We start from the raw sequence: 15,401 nt of genomic DNA, 5'->3' as shown, positions 1-15,401 counted from the left end.
CGAGAGTAGGGAACTGCCAGGCATCAAATAGAATGAAAGGCTCAGTCGAAAGACTGAGCCTTTTGTTTATCTGTTGTTTTTTCATGTCTAAGGGTCTCCGCAGTGGCGTCCCTTAATCATTTACAGAACCTCTTTTCCGACCGGAAGTGCATTAATTCACTCCCGATCTTCTTTGCTTATTTCAGCATCCGGATCGCATTGTGCCAGTAGTCCGAAAAGTGAATTACAGGGCTATTTCTGAGATTCGGTTTCTTCGATTTTTTGTAAAGCCAATGCCGAGGTAGCCTGAGAAAAATATGTATATGAATTTTCTCATCAATAATTAACGCATATTAAAACGATCATAATGGAAGGCTTTCTCTGATATCCCGTACTTTTGTAGTCCGGATAGTAGACTTTTCGCAAAGCCTGCTGGCCCGCAAAACCAGACGTGAACGTTTTGGCTATTATCGCTTTCCATCATAATATGTTTGGCTTCCAGTTTCATCCCGGCATCGATACGGTGTAAAGTCACACCTGCCGCTGTACATAATAACTCGAGATTTACAGGGTACTGCAAATCATCATGCTGACCAACGCAATACCATAAATCAATGGGGCCGAGCGGGTGGTCTGAGTGTTTTAAATATTCCAGCTGAGATATAAAAGGAGTGATGCCGATCCCTCCCGCAACCCAGACCTGACGCTCAGATTGAATATTAAAGTCTAAATAACCCCAGGGGCCCTCAACAATCACGTCCTGTCCAGTTTTTAATTCTTTCTTTAGTGAATGTGTATGATCCCCTAATGCTTTAATGGCAAAGCGCAAGTGTTTTTTATCCTGGCAATAAGAGGCTATAGTGAATGGGTGTGCCTCTGCATCATGTTGAAATGTTAAAAATGAAAACTGCCCTGGTGTATGTAATAGAGGAGTGTCAGTATGTAGAGTTATTTCTATAATATCATTTGGGTAATAGTCGATGTTTGTGATGATCGCAACGCGTTTGTTTTTATAACCAATCATATTAAATAGCGAAAGACCAGCGGCATAAATACCGGGGATACTCACTATTACCAGCAGAATGCCCGCAGGTGAATTCCACCAATATGTTTTAAATAGAACGGTAAAAATATGGAAAGCAGTAGCCAGGTAAAAAACAGGAAACAGACGATGTATAAAATGGAAAATGTTATAAGGGATTTTTTTTACAAGAGAAACCAGCACCAACCCTATCATCAGGTATGTAGACCATTCAGCAGCTAACAATCCTGCATAGATCAGTTGAGATTGCCATGAGCTTATCTGAACACTTCCCAGTGATCCTGGATGAGCAAGCCAGCCATTTTGCACCAGCCAGTGAGGTATTTTTTCGTCCAGCCAGTGCGCCAGTGTAAAGACTGTCGCGATAATACCAGCTTGTTTGTGTAAACCCCACGATTTATCCAGACCTTTCAGAATTCGATTCAACCAGGGTGAACGCAAAATCAGACACATAGCTAATGTCATAAAACACCATGCGACGCACCCACTAAAAAAGAGAAAGTTTTGCCGAAACAGCCAAAAGATTTTAGATGTTTCAGCGTGGAATATTTCACCTGATAAGACAAAAATAAGACTTGCTGTGAGTAATGTTAAGCTACTCACAAAATACGTTATTTTCATAATGGCCTGTTTTTTTAGCAGGCACGGGCAATTACCCGTGTCCTGGATAATAATTACGATTGATTGTGATTGTGATTGTGATTGTGATTGTGATTATTTATAAAGAATAGCGGTGGCGTGTGATTGATTATCGATATGAAATGAAGTGATTCGATAATAATGAGCACCTGACGCTTCAGTTTTATTCTGAAGGAGTTGTATGATGCTTTCAGGATTTTTATTTATGGATGATACACTAACATGAGCAACTTCTTTCATGTCTGTTTCTGGATGACTAATTTCTGTTGCAGCAATGGATGTCTGCCCAAATAAAGAGAGTAAGAAAAAAGAGGTGACAATTTTTTTACTGATATTCATAAGAATTCCTTTCATATTAATAAACTTATCGATTAAAAGCATGAGCCAGCATACAGGGAATTTGCGCCAGCGAGTTTTTTTCTGCCAGAGATCTGCCTGGTACGGTTTTATCCACTCCTTCGGTGGGCAATATATGGACGTTAGTGATCCCCATCAAATTTAACGTTGACCGCAGATAGCTTTCCTGATGATCCAATTCCCGATGCCTGGTATCTGAATAAATTCCACCACGCGTGGAGACAATAAATGCTGGCCTGTCGGCCAGTAACCCCGTTGCACCCGTAGAGGTAAAACGAAATGTCAGACCAGCCTGGCAAACCTGATCTATCCAGGTTTTCAGACCCGAGGAGACAGAGTGGTTAATCATTGGTGCACCTATTACTAATATATCGCAGAGGCTCAACTCCGCGATCGCGTTTCTGATACCCTCCACTTCACTTTGCGTTTGTGCGTCTGTAGACATTAACTTTCCCCCAAGCACCAGAAATGTCTCTTCGCGTAAGTGGGGTGGCGGTGTCCGTCCGAGATCGCGGTATGTCACGCTGGCATTCGGAAAGCGCTGGCAGATAGCTTTTGTCAGCGCCAGGCTCAGCTTTCGTGAGCTGGAGTTGCAGAGCATAGGGCTGCTGTCAATGTGGAGGATCTTCATGGTGTTCGTCTCATTTAAAACGTGTGGCTAGTTTAACCGTTCTTAAAATGATGTTTAAATAGACGAAATTGAACTTCATTGTTGCGATAAAAGAACAATCATGATTGACTGGAATGATTACTGGTATTTTGCCCTGATTGCAGAAGAAGGAAGCTACAGCCGGGCGGCAATACGTGCGCAAGTGTCCAAATCAGTGCTAAGTCGGCGGATGTCGGCATTAGAGGAACAGCTTGGTGTACATCTGATTCAGCGGACAACCCGACGCCTTGCGCTGACCAAAGTCGGCGAGCAATTTGCGCAGGAGTGTCAGACGCTGGTAAATCAAAGTGAGCGAGCCCGCGCTGTTGTTCAGGCGGTACAGGAGTATCCACAGGGGACATTACGGATCAGTGCGCCGGTATTCATGGCAGAAACGTGGCTGGGAGCATTCATCAACGAATTTATTGCCCGTTGGCCGCTGGCAAATGTGCAACTCCTTGCTGTCAATCGCCCGGTGGATATGATTGCAGAAGGTATTGATATTGCGCTATCAGTAAATTCAGGGGCATTGCCTGATTCTTCATTGCACTACAAAAAAATCAATACGCTATACGATATTCTGGTTACCAGCCCCCAGTGGGTCGAGCAACATCCTGATTTAAAGACCATTGGAGATCTTCACAGGGCTCCGGCAATGGTGAGACTGGCCGACGGTCGTATGCAATCGTGGCATTTAATCAATGGGAGTCAGGAAATCACCCTGTCACTTTCCCCCCGTTTGTATTCCAATAATCTGCGGGTTCTGTTACAGGCAGTCGCTGGCGGCAATGGTGTTGCTTTGTTACCGTTTCCTTCCTGCAAGGAAGAATTGCAAAACGGGGGACTGATACAACTTTTCCCCGAGTGGTCTGGCCAGCCAAGACAGATTTATGCACTATTCCCAGCGAATAAAGGAATGCCCGCAGTTGCACGCTATTTTATGGACGAGTTAACCATGCGGCAGGAGAAACTAAATTCAGGACATCAAAAATGTTAATTCATAGCGGCAGAGAACTGTCGCCGTGTTGTTGTAACAAATGACCAGACATGATTGCGGCAGATAATCCCGACTTAGGCATTCTGCAATCAGTTCAGAAGTCTTAAATATACGCTATGTTGCCGGTTATTTATCAATAAGAGCAGCATGTATCAGTGGTATTCGGCGGGGGATTTTTAATGAGGGCATTTGTAAAGCGAAAGCGGGTCTGAGTGGATATATTAACTCCTGTAAACTGTGTTAAAGAACCGTCAGAGTTGACCTATCCCCGGCACAATGCTTCTTCTGAACGATAATTACTGTTAATGGCGTTTGGGTATGCTGACGCTGACCGTGAGAAGAGCTAATGGTCTGGTTCTGGTCGAAGGGTTAACGATGTATCAGAGAAGTAACACAGAGATAATATGTGTCTGAAGCGGGCTTGATTACATTGTACAGACTAACAATGAGTTTGGTGAAAGCATGGGAAACGCATTAACACATATGTAAGGTAAGCGTTATATGATGATTTTCGGCGTGGGAAAACAGGTGGAAAACCCCGATGTAGCGCGTGGAAAAGTTATTCTCTATTAGAACAAACGTTATTGATGTGCTTTTCCCCAAATTCATATGGGGGATTTTCCACCTGGTTTTCCGTCAGTTTATTCATAAAATTACAGTTAAATCAAATTGATATGTCAATTCTCTGTTTCCCCGTTTTTTTTACAGTAGTGTTGAGAGAAGAAGTAGGAACAGGTCGGAAAGACCGTAAAAAGCCCGTAAGTAAAGAAAGAGGATGGAGGTGCTTCAGGAAGTAAAAGCCGTCTAAAAGCGAGGATTATCGTCAAAAATGCGGAAAATTACAGCAAACAAATAACGTAGTGCAACGACCAGAACTCTACCATACTCGGAATAGCAAAAAGCCCCGCTTTTCAGCGAGGCCTTGTAAATAGTGGTGCCGGACTCGGAATCGATGTTTTGTTTTATTTTTATGATTTGCAATCAAAATTTTTGATTTGATTATATTTATACCCTCATTTGTACCCTCATTCCCGATTGGTATGAATCCGAAACCCGAATCGGTGACGATAAGGGGGATACTCGCCTCAGGCTGATGTGTTGATACTTTATGATGGTCCTTTGTCTGGTGACGCTCCTGGTGCGTTACAGAATCCAGTAACAAACCACCAGAAGAAAAGCACCAGGAACGCCAGTATCATTTTGTCCATAAGCAGGCGAACCTGGCAAGGGGTTTGTTTAACACTGCACTGGTACTGACATTTCACATATGCGCAGGCCCCTGATTACTGTCCGGATGCCAGCATTCCAGGGTAGTGACGGGCGATGATGTCATTCAGCTTATCGACCAGTTCTTGCCGCTTAAAGGTGATATGAGCAGTTCCCCTCTGAAAGTATTTGATTGCAAACATCTCATCCTCGTAACGATTGCTGTGCCTGTTTTCATGGATATGATCGGCGAGACGACGGGTGACGTCGGCACGGTTGTCGGGAACCGGTTTTCCGTCCAGAAGCATCAGCATCCGCTCAAGGTCAGCTAACCGATCGTGTTGCCTGCCCCAGAGAAGCCCAAATCCCCACCGGTCACATTTGACTAGTCCACTGACGATGATTTTCCCTCCAAATTTACAGGGGCTGTTCGTCTTAAAATCCCAGCTCAACCCTTTGAAGACGTTAATGACACCCCGCTCAAACACATCACCTTTATTCAGATGCAGTTGCTCAAAAGTGCTCAGAATGTTGGCTTCGCTGACTGCAGGAATGTTCTCTCCCTCAAGGTTTCTGTACCACTGATCACGCGCCTGAGCGTCCATGATGGAAAGCATCCCTGACTTTTTCATTAAATCGCGCCATATACCACGATCGAGATTACGGGCAATGGCTTTCATCGCTGTTTCTGGTTTTTCCATCAACCAGCAACCACAGCGGAATTCCTGCTTCATGGCCCAGTCCAGAGCGGTTTTACCGCCAATACTGCGGGTCAGTGTTGAAATATCGTTGAGTTGCTGAATGAGCGCTTCAATCTGTGCCAGCGCGGCATTACGTCCGGTGACGATGCGCTCAATGCTGGTGGAGCAAATCATGTCGGTGTGGCTGGTTAACACTTCGGATTCGGTGAAGGTAAGGTCTGACATCTTTGCTTTCCTTTATCTAAAAGCAAAGCGCCAGCCGGTAAGGGCTGGCGCTTATACGTGTGTAATGAGTATTGCCTGGTGGTTAATCAGTTCTGGTCTGTTGCAGAAGCTGGATTGAGCGGGCGCGAACATCATTTCGCACCTGCTCAATCCAGGACAACAACTTTGCTGAGTCGGTGTTGTCTTCGTCGTTGTCGAAGATGATCCTCGTACCGTTATCGATATTGTCCTGCAGCCAGCCAGTCAGACTATTGAGAGCGACTTCAGTGGTTAACTCTGGCATTAGAACTTTTTGTGGTGATTGATGTTGGGTTACCAGTCAAATGTGGGAAAACCTGGCAGCACTTCGCCACAGGCATCAAGATGAACAATACTGACGGAGTAACGACGCATAAGCGCCACCACCAGGCGACGACAGGCTTTCGACAGACCGAGACGTTTGAGGCGTAATACCGGAAACGACCACGCGCCCAGGTTGAGCAGATAACCCGATCCGGTGTACAAAATCCATTCAGACTCACCAAAGTCTTCATGCTGATGCGACTGTTTGTACAGCAGAGCATTGTCTTCCTCCGTGATATGTGCGGTACTGCACTGGATCCCGTTCAGACAGGCGGCGCGTGGCAGAGGATCTTCAACAATCAGCTTCCCGGGTTCGTCAGCAACGCGAAGGGAATACCCGTTGTCACTGACCACATCAATCAGCGCTGCCAGCTCAATACCATCGATATCGACGGCGATACGACCCATGTTGAGGGCCAGTACATTGATAGCATCGGCTTCTGCCGTCAGGGATAGTTTCATGAATGTTGCTCCCGAGCTGCATTTCCAGCGATGAGAAGAGTGATCCTTTTATACCCGTTACGTTGCATCAAACCCGTTGCCCGTCTGGCCCGGAGAATATCAATCACCCCGATAAAAGGGGACTGATGCTTAATGGAGAAACCGGGACGATCAATCCGCACCAGTTCAGATTTTTCAACGAGAAAATTGAGTGCATCTGACAGTGAGATACCGGCGTCAATATATTGCGTAATAATCTTCTCATCGGAAAATTGCGTGTCGCTAAGCGAAAGGCCGTAATGTCTTTTTAACAGATACGTAAGAAGTTGCTGCCAGATTTCAACGGGCGTCGGGCGTGACGGTGCCTTCCGCTTCGGGATGGCGGATAAGGTTTGCATAATGAAATGTTCCTGAATGAAGTCGGGTTAAAAAGAATGAAGGATTATGGGACGGGGTTACCGGGTTATGCTGTCGTCTGGTGTCGGATAAATTGCTGTATAAATGTAGCCATGTGATCCGAGGGAATCTGCTTCACAGGTCAGCCCTTTTGCATATAACGTGACACAGTGCTGATGGCGGGGATTGAGCTCACCGGAAACCAGCATTAATTCCAGCTGTTTGAGCAGTACCGGAAATGCCTGATCGAGATGGCGTAAATCCGCATCGCTGAACACACCGGCGATACTGGCCCGATCAGCCAGATAATGCAGGCGGTTGCCTTCCTGTACCAGTCGTGCGCCAAAACACGGAGTGATGCCCGGTTTCAGCCCCCACCAGGGCTCAGAGACATCATGGTTTACTGGAGGTAGTTGATTCGACAATTTAGTGCTCCTTAATTAAGGTTAATTGAGCGTGACGCTACGCAATACGACATACGGGCCATTGCGGTCCTGGCGGCGTTCAGCGAATACAGCCAGCACACCACTGATATCCTGCACCTCCCGGCCGGCATAGTGGCAGATACTGCCGGACCACTCGTATTTCCCGGTACAGAAGCGAAACAACCGGGACTGCGGGTGTTGACGGTATATTGCCATTGCCTGACGTTTGCTGATTATTTTCATCGCTGTTTACTCCTTACAGCCAGCCGCGCTCAGCAAAAGAGACAATATCCATCCCGCCGATGATCAGATGGTCCGGCAGGCGAATGTCAACCAGTTCCAGAGCCTGTTTCAGACGTTCCGTAATCAGCCTGTCGGCTTTACTGGGTTCAGCCTCTCCCGACGGGTGGTTATGCGCAAGAATGGCTGCGGCAGCGTTATTTTTCAGGCCGGATTTAACGACCTCACGCGGATGAACGGTGACAGTGTTGATCGTCCCCAGGAACAGTGTGTCGTGGGCTATCAGTCGATTCTGGTTATCAAGCCACAGGACGGTGAAAGCTTCGCGGTCAAGTGTGGCAAGCTGCAGACGCAGCCAGTCACGAACCGCATGGCTGGAGGTAAATGACGTGCCGGGTTCACGTAGCTGGTACTCCAGCAGGGTTAAGGCTTCCCGGATAGTGTGTTGTTCTGATGACGTTAATGAGGCGGCAAATAACGGTAGCTGTTGTTCCATACCAGAGCTCTCTCAGTCAATAATACGCATAATGGCGTTGCATTCCGCGTGGTTAATCGCGTAATCGCGCAGGCGGTAATAGTGTCCGGTCATGGTATCGCATTCCGTACGGCAGGCGTGGTGGCTGTAGGCGATGAGACAGACCGCAATCCCGGCGGCTTCAGCGCTCATCTCCGCGCCGTTGCCGTTCATGGGGTTAAACAGCACCCATTTTTCATCGTCGCCTATGTCAGTGTCCGGAGCCATAAATGCCCCACCGTTGGCCAGAGTATAAAAATTCCAGATGCCGCCGTTGTAGTGCTCACAGAAACGCTCCATCCACGCAAAAACAGCCGGTTCAAGGATTATCCATTGTGGAATGCTGCCAAAGTGCTGCGGCCAGAAGGCAATGCGCTGTTCATCCGGTACAGGTGTGCAGACAATTGCGGTTGCGTGCTGTTGTTCAGTGGATGCTGAGTCGACGGTATTGTCGTCCAGGGTGAGCATGTTGTTCATTTGATTTCCTTTGTATTTTCGGATGGGTTGTTAAAACGAAGTGACGGACAGGACTGTGCGTAGCCATTCTCATCACAGCGTGAAGGCCAGGGCCCCTCAGGGATACTTACGCTGCACTGGCTGAGTTCACCGGGACGATAAAGAAGGTGAGAGCACCAGGCGCACAGGTCGTCATCAGAGATGGAGCGGCAGCCTTGCTCACTGTTCAGGGGGAACTGATGTGGCGAAACCTGAATCACGCCGCCGGGAATACACTGCATTACTTCAGACTCTCGAGCAGGCTTTCCGCCATGACCCACAGGGCTCGGTTGAGCTTCACGTCGCCGTCAATGCCTTTAACCGCACGGGTGTGGGCCCGTTTACCTTTCGTTGTTCTGCCCGGCAGACCGCCTTTAATCAGGTTTTCCTGGATACGCTGGTAGGTGGTCCACAGGTCGGAGCTTTCATCCTGCCAGCGTCGCGCAGACAGAATCTGTGCTTCCGTCACCGGCTGGTGCTCTTCCCCAAAGCGGTACGTCAGGGCGGCTCTGGCAAACGCCTGTTGTGCCGGCGGAGGAAGTAGCATTGACTGCATGGCATCCCGCTTCTCCTCCACCCGATCAAATATCCCCAGCACCTCATAGGCCCCTTCAATGACTTTCTCCACCACATTGCCCTTATGCGGTACGCGAACCTCACCAAAGGTTTCGCCACAGACAAGTCCGTTCTGGCAGACAAAGCGAAACAGGCCCGGCAGCATCTGGTATGAACTGGAGCCGTCGTGGCTGTTAAGCAGGATGATTTCGGGGACCTGTTTGCCGGTGATTTGCCCCTCACGCCGCAGACGCAGCATGTGCTTTGTGTGGTCGCGTTTATTCAGGTCGCGAACGCGGGTCTGGCAGGCAAAGAACGGCTGGAAGCCTTCCCGCTGCAGATTATCAAGCAGTGTGATGGTCGGGATATACGTATAACGTTCTGAGCGTGATTCGTGCTTTTCTTCACTGAATATGCTGGGAACGTAATGGGACAGTTCGTCGCGGGTCAGTGGGCGGTCGCGGCGTACGAGACTGGCCGCACCAAAACGGCTGGCTAAGCGCATGGTTAATACCTCTGATATCAGGTTAAAGGGCATAAAAGCAGAAAGGCCATGCTCCGGAAGGTGCATGGCCTGTGGGGACTGTGTTCTGTTGAAAAAGTGAGCAGGATTTCGCCGCTCAGTGGCTCAGTGGCTGCGGCGACACAGGGATATCATCGCTGATGAGACAGCGGTTCAGCATCTCTCCGGCCTGCGGGGCAAAATTCCAGTCCCGCCATATCAGCATGTCGTGGCAGTCGCGGATGACCAGACGAAAATGGGGGCCCTGGTCGTCTTCGACGGTGACGTTGAGATAGCGTGCGGCCATGGCTTCCGCCTGTGCCCGGGTGAAGGGGCCGGGTGGCAGCGACGTATTATCAGTGGTCTGCATATCTGATCCCTGATGAGAAACAAAAGAAAACGCCCCGCTCAGGTGAGCAGGGCGTCGGAGGTGTGAAATACTGATGCAGTGGTCAGGGCTGGCGGGGTTGTGCTGCCTGAGCCGGAATATGCGTCATGGACTGAGGTTCCTGTTGTCGTGAGCGTGAATGAATTCAGAAAAAAGGCGTTACCTGTCTTTATTACGGCAGGGCATATTTCGGCAGACAGCCGCTGTCCCCGAACGCGGGAAGGGCCTTCCCCGCACCGTTAAGCGTAAACACGGCGGCCTTTACGCCTTCCCCGGACACGATGACCCGCTTACCGGTGCGCAGTTTATCCCATGCCCATGCCACGTTGTCTGAGCCCACATGTGACTCGCTGTCACTGACGCTGACAGGCTCCTCATCGTCAATTTTCATGTCCAGCGACTGGCCGTTATCCATCCTGACCTGATGGCCTTTTTCGTCGGTGAAACTCAGCGTGGCCGCGCGTGAGCCGGTGTCTTCGCAGGTCAGGTAAAGCTGCGACTGTCCTTTCCCCTGAATCACAAACTCAGACACTCCCTGAGCCCAGCCGCTGACCCAGACATCACGACTGCCAAAGGCCTGTGACACTGCCGGAGTCAGGGCCGATATCAGAAGAGTGGAAAGCAATATTTTCTTTTTCATGGTATTCCCTGAGGGTGATGGTTAAGACGATACGGGTCTCTCCTGAAGACGGTGAGACGCATTAAGAAAGAGGGCGGATAAGTGATACTGACCATATCACTGGCTGATGGTGAATGTGCCCTGGTCGGTGAACACCCTGGCCTCAACAAAATTGCAGGCTTTACCAAAGTCGAGAGTGTGACCAAATTTCCAGAAGACACTGTCAGCGAAGGTCATTTTGCGGGGTGTGAACGGTTTATCTGTGGGCCACCAGCCATCCACGTTCCGGCCCCTGTAGGCTATTTTTCGGTGTGTCAGCATCGGGCATTTTCCCCGGTTAACATCGATTTTCTTTATCAGAACGGTGTCGGTTTTTGCTGTCACGGTGACATAGACGCAGCCATAGCACTCATGACCGGCATGGCTGACCTCCACTTTAACGGGCATATCGCTGCCGGCCAGGGAAGGAAGTGAGGTGAACAACAGACTGGCGGTCAGCGCCATAAAAAACCTTTTCATTACTTTTCTCCGGATGAAGGCATTCCTGCAATTCATCGCATTGATTTTTAATCAGTAAATGGCTGAATACAGTATCCCTGAGGGATTCTATAACCGGAAATTCATCATGAATAATGAATAAAACCGATCGGGTCGATCGACAAAATCGATCGTGACAGAGCCAGATTATTTATCGAAATGGAAGACAGGCTTATCGATGCGGAAGTCAGCCAAAGAAGAAGGACCAGACGGTTCGGGCAGCACGGGCCACGGTGTGTGTGACGGTCTGAAGTGCGTAACGTGCAGCCTGCGGCAACGGGGCCAGGTCGATGACCGCATCAATCACTTCCACCACGGCATCGCCAAAGCTGTTGCGGGCGGTACTGATAATGCCGGGGGTGTGGTACCCGCTCTGCAGGTGAGGTACCAGCGGGCTGCGGGCCTGCTTTGGGAGACGGGTAATCATCGCCTCCACCAGACGGGGAAGGTGGTACCGCCCCCTGACTGACACCGGAAGAATATCCGTCTCTGCTGTTCCCACCTGACGGGCGACGGCCTGGCGCTTCTGCGTAATATGCTCACTCTGTGATACTGAAGGCTGTGCCGACAGCCAGTTCCACTGTTCAGCCGGTTCGGTTTTATCCACCTGGTTGAGGACCCACAACACCGGTGGCAGCGGTCCGCTGTATTGTGCGAATACCCCCTGATAAAAATGCTCTTCCACCGAAAACGCCCGGTCATCGGCCTTCAGCACCCACAGCACCATATCGAGCTGTGGCATGAGTTCGCGGTACAGCTCACGGTATTCGTCGTCGCGGCTGATGCTCTCTCCCACACCGGGCAAATCCACCAGTGTCAGGTAATGACTGCCGAAGCGCAGGCGCACACGTTGTGGCTGTCGGGTGCAGGCTTCCACGGCATTCACCGCACAGACTTCACTCCGAAACAGCGCATTACACAGCGAGGATTTTCCGACGCCGGTTTTGCCCATAATGCCAATAACAGGTTCATACGTGACCAGGCGGCTGAGTTCCTGGAGAAGATGCTGCCGCAGAGCACGGGGATAGCGCCGCAGATGGCGACGGATAAGGGCATAGCCCGAAGGATGTTTCATATAAGCCTCGGCATAATAAAAGGCCATCCGGTGGGGATGGCCTGACTGAAGTAAACGGGAGGGAATTCACTGAGGTGATATATAACTGAGAAAATTTTAAAAATGCGGATATAGCATTTAATCCAGATATCAGCAGGGGCGAGCGCCCCCCGCAGATATGTTGATTCAGTTTATGGTACGCATAAAAGGAATTTTGTTGATTTTTTTTGCAATTCTTAAAAAATATTCCCTGTGAATTGCAGGTGTGTTTTTTAGTTTGTCATAACCACTCTTTTTTTTAGTCGCACTGATTTCTGTCTCCCTGTCAGCAAGACGTCGTCTGTGGGTTCTGTTGATGTTATCTTCCCTTTCTGTTCTTCTGACCAGACGGGAAAATAATGCACAGGGTTCACGGTTATCATATCCGGTAGCTGTGACGTCAGGGAACGGGTTCAGTATATCGGATATGAAAAAAGTTATTCCTCCTGGCGTGGGAGAACTTTTTTGTTCATTGATGACTACACGCTGGAAGTTGAGTAAGAAATTAAAGTCAAAACCAGAAACACCCACCAGGCATTCAATGTCTCCAGGGATGAAAGAGTACCAGACCTCAATAATTTCCCTGATGAAGTCATGACTGACGGCCCCGTCCTGAATAAAAAATAACACATGGGCGAAAGGCTCAAAATTTTCATCCAGTATGCCCAGCCTTACATGTCCGGCTATCCGGCTGTACATTGTGCGATGCTTTATTTTACTCATCATCGAGGCAAAGGCCATGTTAATCATGGTTAAGTCATCGATGATGTGTTCAAGTTTTCCATTTGTCCTGCGGTTGAGGTGAAAGCTGATTGGGATTATTGTGATTTTTCCGGATATTTTATTTTTTATTTTGTTATATTCAGTCTGGATTTTAAGTAACACATCTTCTTTATGAATAAGATTTTTCTTCAGTTCTTCTTTATATTCTGGGGTTGCTTCGTAATGAAGTTTCAAATATTTATGCGTTCCCGCGAGAGAACGGGGTGAGCCAGGGCGTAATGAATGCTCATATTTAAGAATGTCCAACAAAAGATTGCATGCGTAGCCGTCTGTTACCTGTGTTTTTCTTTTTTTAGTGGAAGCTTCATAAGGCGGTATTTTTTCACATCCTGCATCTTTAAAGCTGATGAAGCTGTATATGTCAGCCAGGTCCGCGTAACGTATGGGTTCCGATGGATACGTGGCATCTATCTCCCTTAACCTCAGAAAGTTCACTTCATAAAAATCATTCAGTCCGTCCCTTCTCATTCTGCTCTCCCGAATACTGGTTCTGTTTTTATACCTCCGAATTATATTGTATAAAGCTCTGAATTAAGAGCGATTGGATCACAAATCCGGCATGGTAAAACATAGCCTTTTAAGCATTATTCAGAGCTTATGATTGTATTTTAATTCATTGTATTCATTGCATTATGCGTCATAGATTGTCATTTTTTTTGCGTTCGTTTTTTTTGTTGTTTCAGATTGTTATGGCATGGTTTTAAGGTGAAAACGATTCTGACTGTCTTTTCAGGCGGCTGAGCGTGTTCTGTTACTGCTGGTCAGCGTCTTACGGGGAGGCTGTTTTTCCGACTGTGTTTACCTGGTCAGGGGATATCTTATCCTGTCAGCCAGTGCAGAGCATTCTGTGCTCTTATGGTTATCTCCGGGGAGAATGCGGTTTTTCCCTCGAAAATAAATACGTCAGACCGTCATAAACTTGCTTTTTTTCATGTTTTTCCGGGCCGCTCATGGAATATTTTTCCGGAGTAACCAATAATTACTCTCTTACTTCTACGTTTTTTGTGCCTGAAAATACCGGGGGCGTAATCAGGAAAGAAACCCCGTATCGGTATAAATAACGGAAAAATACTATTGCAGTAAATATTACAGTGGCAGGGTGACCCGTTCCGGGAGTCAAACAGTGTGCGTATACAAATCTTTCATGAACACATGCCTGTACAGGTATCAAGTCCGGAAGACAGAAATGGTGGCTGATATCATTTGAACACCAGGGTGTGAATAACTTAAACCTGCGTGATGTGTGTATTCTCTGGAGGTGACTGACTGTGTGAAATGAAACATTAAGGTTATTAGTGTTATTTTATAAAAGATGTGTTATTTGTCCACTTACTTACTTACTTACTTACTTACTTACTTACTTACTTACTCCTTTGTATCCAGGAATAATGACTCTTCAGTGAGTACAGTGTTCATTCGTCTACCGGATGATGATTTCTTTTCAGACATCCCGGTACGTTTAATGTTTACTAAATCATTGTTTATTCTTTACCGTAAAGCATCATGATTGTCAGACCTTCCAGTGTGATGAACACCCATTCCATTTCACGATACAGCACGCGTGAAAAATGATACTCAAGTAACATACTTTCATGGCTGACAACCTGAATTGGTATACTGCATAAAAAATTAATCTCTCCCGTAATCTCATGACCAATAACTGTTATGGGATATTTATCATGGAATACGTAATCAACTCAAACCACAAACCAGACTATTCTCTTCAGTCAGTGTTATTTAACCATCAGGACCGGTTATTTGACTGTCATTCGAAATTACTCATGCTTCGGGTGGATTTCGCGTACAGGAAAAACTCTGATTCATACGCGTATGGTGATATTCATCAACTGGCGGCTGAGATGACATGGCTGACTGAACAATGCGCAGAGATATCTGGTCTGGAGGGATATGCCTGGGTAATGGAATATGGGGGAGATCACCGTTACCACATTCATGCGGCGTTTTATATCAATGGTCAGCGTCACCGGAAGGCCTGGTACTTCTGGAAAGCCATCCAGTTGCTGTGGGAGGACATCACGGACGGAGAAGGCTACGCGCACCGGTGTGAGCCTAAGGGACATTACCGGGTGCGGGGTGAACGAGTAATCAATTTTTCAGATCGCAGAGGAAGGGAAGGTATGCAGTACATCCTGAGCTATCTGGGTAAACAGTCACAGCGTACAGAGCAGCGGATTTACAGAGTCAGCGCAGTCCCTGCCCCGGCAGTCAGTGGCAGGCGGCGTAAGTACAGCTGAACCCGACGATAAAAAAATACG

The 15,401-nt window shown here is 47.9% G+C and carries 19 protein-coding genes; 2 read left to right on the top strand and 17 right to left on the bottom strand.

Features of this window, described 5'->3' with window-relative positions:
• Positions 1-322: 322 nt before the first annotated feature.
• The 3 genes from FDX04_RS20035 to FDX04_RS20025 all read right to left on the bottom strand — a co-directional run bounded on the left by FDX04_RS20035 (position 323) and on the right by FDX04_RS20025 (position 2,648).
• Positions 323-1,642 carry a ferric reductase-like transmembrane domain-containing protein gene (locus FDX04_RS20035; protein ID WP_080222237.1) on the bottom strand — a complete coding sequence of 440 codons (1,320 nt, stop codon included), beginning with the start codon at positions 1,640-1,642 and terminating at the stop codon, positions 323-325.
• A 93-nt stretch (positions 1,643-1,735) separates the two neighbouring features.
• The gene (locus tag FDX04_RS20030) at positions 1,736-1,999 is read right to left on the bottom strand and encodes a YdgH/BhsA/McbA-like domain containing protein (RefSeq protein WP_080222236.1); all 264 of its coding nucleotides are present in this window, start codon (positions 1,997-1,999) and stop codon (positions 1,736-1,738) included.
• Between the two features lie 25 nt (positions 2,000-2,024).
• Positions 2,025-2,648 carry an FMN-dependent NADH-azoreductase gene (locus FDX04_RS20025; protein WP_000697438.1) on the bottom strand — a complete coding sequence of 208 codons (624 nt, stop codon included), beginning with the start codon at positions 2,646-2,648 and terminating at the stop codon, positions 2,025-2,027.
• Between the two features lie 100 nt (positions 2,649-2,748).
• On the opposite strand from FDX04_RS20025, the gene FDX04_RS20020 reads away from it, so the two are divergent.
• Positions 2,749-3,663 (top strand): LysR substrate-binding domain-containing protein, encoded by a 915-nt coding sequence (locus tag FDX04_RS20020; RefSeq protein ID WP_137371381.1) that lies wholly within the window; start codon positions 2,749-2,751, stop codon positions 3,661-3,663.
• A gap of 1,283 nt (positions 3,664-4,946) precedes the next feature.
• Here the strand turns inward: FDX04_RS20020 and FDX04_RS20015 are convergent.
• From FDX04_RS20015 to FDX04_RS19945, 14 genes are all read right to left on the bottom strand, one after another.
• Positions 4,947-5,795 (bottom strand): DUF4942 domain-containing protein, encoded by an 849-nt coding sequence (locus FDX04_RS20015; protein WP_101739934.1) that lies wholly within the window; start codon positions 5,793-5,795, stop codon positions 4,947-4,949.
• Between the two features lie 82 nt (positions 5,796-5,877).
• Positions 5,878-6,078, bottom strand: coding sequence for a DUF957 domain-containing protein (locus FDX04_RS20010; protein WP_101739933.1), 201 nt, complete (start codon positions 6,076-6,078; stop codon positions 5,878-5,880).
• Positions 6,079-6,107: 29 nt separating this feature from the next.
• On the bottom strand, positions 6,108-6,599 hold the full coding sequence (locus FDX04_RS20005) for a DUF5983 family protein (RefSeq protein ID WP_101739932.1): 492 nt from the start codon (positions 6,597-6,599) through the stop codon (positions 6,108-6,110).
• Positions 6,596-6,976 carry a TA system toxin CbtA family protein gene (locus FDX04_RS20000; RefSeq protein WP_101739931.1) on the bottom strand — a complete coding sequence of 127 codons (381 nt, stop codon included), beginning with the start codon at positions 6,974-6,976 and terminating at the stop codon, positions 6,596-6,598. The genes FDX04_RS20005 and FDX04_RS20000 overlap by 4 nt, the downstream gene beginning before the upstream one ends.
• A gap of 57 nt (positions 6,977-7,033) precedes the next feature.
• Entirely contained in the window at positions 7,034-7,399 is a 366-nt protein-coding gene (locus FDX04_RS19995; protein ID WP_101739930.1) for a type IV toxin-antitoxin system YeeU family antitoxin, read from the bottom strand.
• Between the two features lie 21 nt (positions 7,400-7,420).
• Positions 7,421-7,642, bottom strand: a complete 222-nt coding sequence (locus FDX04_RS19990; protein ID WP_047358709.1) for a DUF987 domain-containing protein — start codon at positions 7,640-7,642, stop codon at positions 7,421-7,423.
• 13 nt (positions 7,643-7,655) lie between these two features.
• Complete coding sequence (gene radC, locus FDX04_RS19985; RefSeq protein ID WP_024156448.1) at positions 7,656-8,135, bottom strand: DNA repair protein RadC; 480 nt, start codon at positions 8,133-8,135, stop codon at positions 7,656-7,658.
• 12 nt (positions 8,136-8,147) lie between these two features.
• The gene (locus FDX04_RS19980) at positions 8,148-8,621 is read right to left on the bottom strand and encodes an antirestriction protein (protein WP_024156447.1); all 474 of its coding nucleotides are present in this window, start codon (positions 8,619-8,621) and stop codon (positions 8,148-8,150) included.
• Positions 8,622-8,889: 268 nt separating this feature from the next.
• A complete protein-coding gene (locus FDX04_RS19970) occupies positions 8,890-9,708 on the bottom strand; it encodes a DUF932 domain-containing protein (protein ID WP_101739929.1) in 819 nt (272 codons plus the stop codon).
• Between the two features lie 115 nt (positions 9,709-9,823).
• Positions 9,824-10,075 carry a DUF905 family protein gene (locus FDX04_RS19965; protein ID WP_101739928.1) on the bottom strand — a complete coding sequence of 84 codons (252 nt, stop codon included), beginning with the start codon at positions 10,073-10,075 and terminating at the stop codon, positions 9,824-9,826.
• Positions 10,076-10,265: 190 nt separating this feature from the next.
• Positions 10,266-10,733 (bottom strand): hypothetical protein, encoded by a 468-nt coding sequence (locus tag FDX04_RS19960; RefSeq protein ID WP_101739927.1) that lies wholly within the window; start codon positions 10,731-10,733, stop codon positions 10,266-10,268.
• A gap of 96 nt (positions 10,734-10,829) precedes the next feature.
• Entirely contained in the window at positions 10,830-11,231 is a 402-nt protein-coding gene (locus tag FDX04_RS19955; protein WP_101739926.1) for a hypothetical protein, read from the bottom strand.
• Positions 11,232-11,436: 205 nt separating this feature from the next.
• On the bottom strand, positions 11,437-12,324 hold the full coding sequence (locus tag FDX04_RS19950) for a GTPase family protein (RefSeq protein WP_170975175.1): 888 nt from the start codon (positions 12,322-12,324) through the stop codon (positions 11,437-11,439).
• 165 nt (positions 12,325-12,489) lie between these two features.
• Complete coding sequence (locus tag FDX04_RS19945) at positions 12,490-13,593, bottom strand: hypothetical protein (RefSeq protein WP_096755718.1); 1,104 nt, start codon at positions 13,591-13,593, stop codon at positions 12,490-12,492.
• A 1,211-nt stretch (positions 13,594-14,804) separates the two neighbouring features.
• Between FDX04_RS19945 and FDX04_RS19940 the strand changes: the two genes are divergently transcribed.
• On the top strand, positions 14,805-15,380 hold the full coding sequence (locus tag FDX04_RS19940; protein ID WP_101739924.1) for an inovirus-type Gp2 protein: 576 nt from the start codon (positions 14,805-14,807) through the stop codon (positions 15,378-15,380).
• Positions 15,381-15,401 lie beyond the last annotated feature (21 nt).

The organism is Citrobacter sp. wls615 (assembly GCF_005281355.1).
GTDB classification, from domain to species: Bacteria; Pseudomonadota; Gammaproteobacteria; order Enterobacterales; family Enterobacteriaceae; genus Citrobacter; species Citrobacter werkmanii.
Note: the sequence above shows the minus strand (reverse complement) of the source record. Positions and strands in the feature narration are given on the sequence as shown.

Coding starts and splice junctions, on each gene's coding strand:
- FDX04_RS19940 (WP_101739924.1), top strand. CDS start 14,805: ATGGAATACGTAATCAACTCAAACCACAAACCAGACTATTCTCTTCAG.
- FDX04_RS19955 (WP_101739926.1), bottom strand. CDS start 11,231: ATGAAAAGGTTTTTTATGGCGCTGACCGCCAGTCTGTTGTTCACCTCA.
- FDX04_RS20030 (WP_080222236.1), bottom strand. CDS start 1,999: ATGAATATCAGTAAAAAAATTGTCACCTCTTTTTTCTTACTCTCTTTA.
- FDX04_RS19980 (WP_024156447.1), bottom strand. CDS start 8,621: ATGCTCACCCTGGACGACAATACCGTCGACTCAGCATCCACTGAACAA.
- FDX04_RS20010 (WP_101739933.1), bottom strand. CDS start 6,078: ATGCCAGAGTTAACCACTGAAGTCGCTCTCAATAGTCTGACTGGCTGG.
- FDX04_RS19965 (WP_101739928.1), bottom strand. CDS start 10,075: ATGCAGACCACTGATAATACGTCGCTGCCACCCGGCCCCTTCACCCGG.
- FDX04_RS19945 (WP_096755718.1), bottom strand. CDS start 13,593: ATGAGAAGGGACGGACTGAATGATTTTTATGAAGTGAACTTTCTGAGG.
- FDX04_RS19990 (WP_047358709.1), bottom strand. CDS start 7,642: ATGAAAATAATCAGCAAACGTCAGGCAATGGCAATATACCGTCAACAC.
- FDX04_RS20015 (WP_101739934.1), bottom strand. CDS start 5,795: ATGTCAGACCTTACCTTCACCGAATCCGAAGTGTTAACCAGCCACACC.
- FDX04_RS20025 (WP_000697438.1), bottom strand. CDS start 2,648: ATGAAGATCCTCCACATTGACAGCAGCCCTATGCTCTGCAACTCCAGC.
- radC (WP_024156448.1), bottom strand. CDS start 8,135: ATGGAACAACAGCTACCGTTATTTGCCGCCTCATTAACGTCATCAGAA.
- FDX04_RS19960 (WP_101739927.1), bottom strand. CDS start 10,733: ATGAAAAAGAAAATATTGCTTTCCACTCTTCTGATATCGGCCCTGACT.
- FDX04_RS19950 (WP_170975175.1), bottom strand. CDS start 12,324: ATGAAACATCCTTCGGGCTATGCCCTTATCCGTCGCCATCTGCGGCGC.
- FDX04_RS20020 (WP_137371381.1), top strand. CDS start 2,749: ATGATTGACTGGAATGATTACTGGTATTTTGCCCTGATTGCAGAAGAA.
- FDX04_RS20005 (WP_101739932.1), bottom strand. CDS start 6,599: ATGAAACTATCCCTGACGGCAGAAGCCGATGCTATCAATGTACTGGCC.
- FDX04_RS20035 (WP_080222237.1), bottom strand. CDS start 1,642: ATGAAAATAACGTATTTTGTGAGTAGCTTAACATTACTCACAGCAAGT.
- FDX04_RS19970 (WP_101739929.1), bottom strand. CDS start 9,708: ATGCGCTTAGCCAGCCGTTTTGGTGCGGCCAGTCTCGTACGCCGCGAC.
- FDX04_RS20000 (WP_101739931.1), bottom strand. CDS start 6,976: ATGCAAACCTTATCCGCCATCCCGAAGCGGAAGGCACCGTCACGCCCG.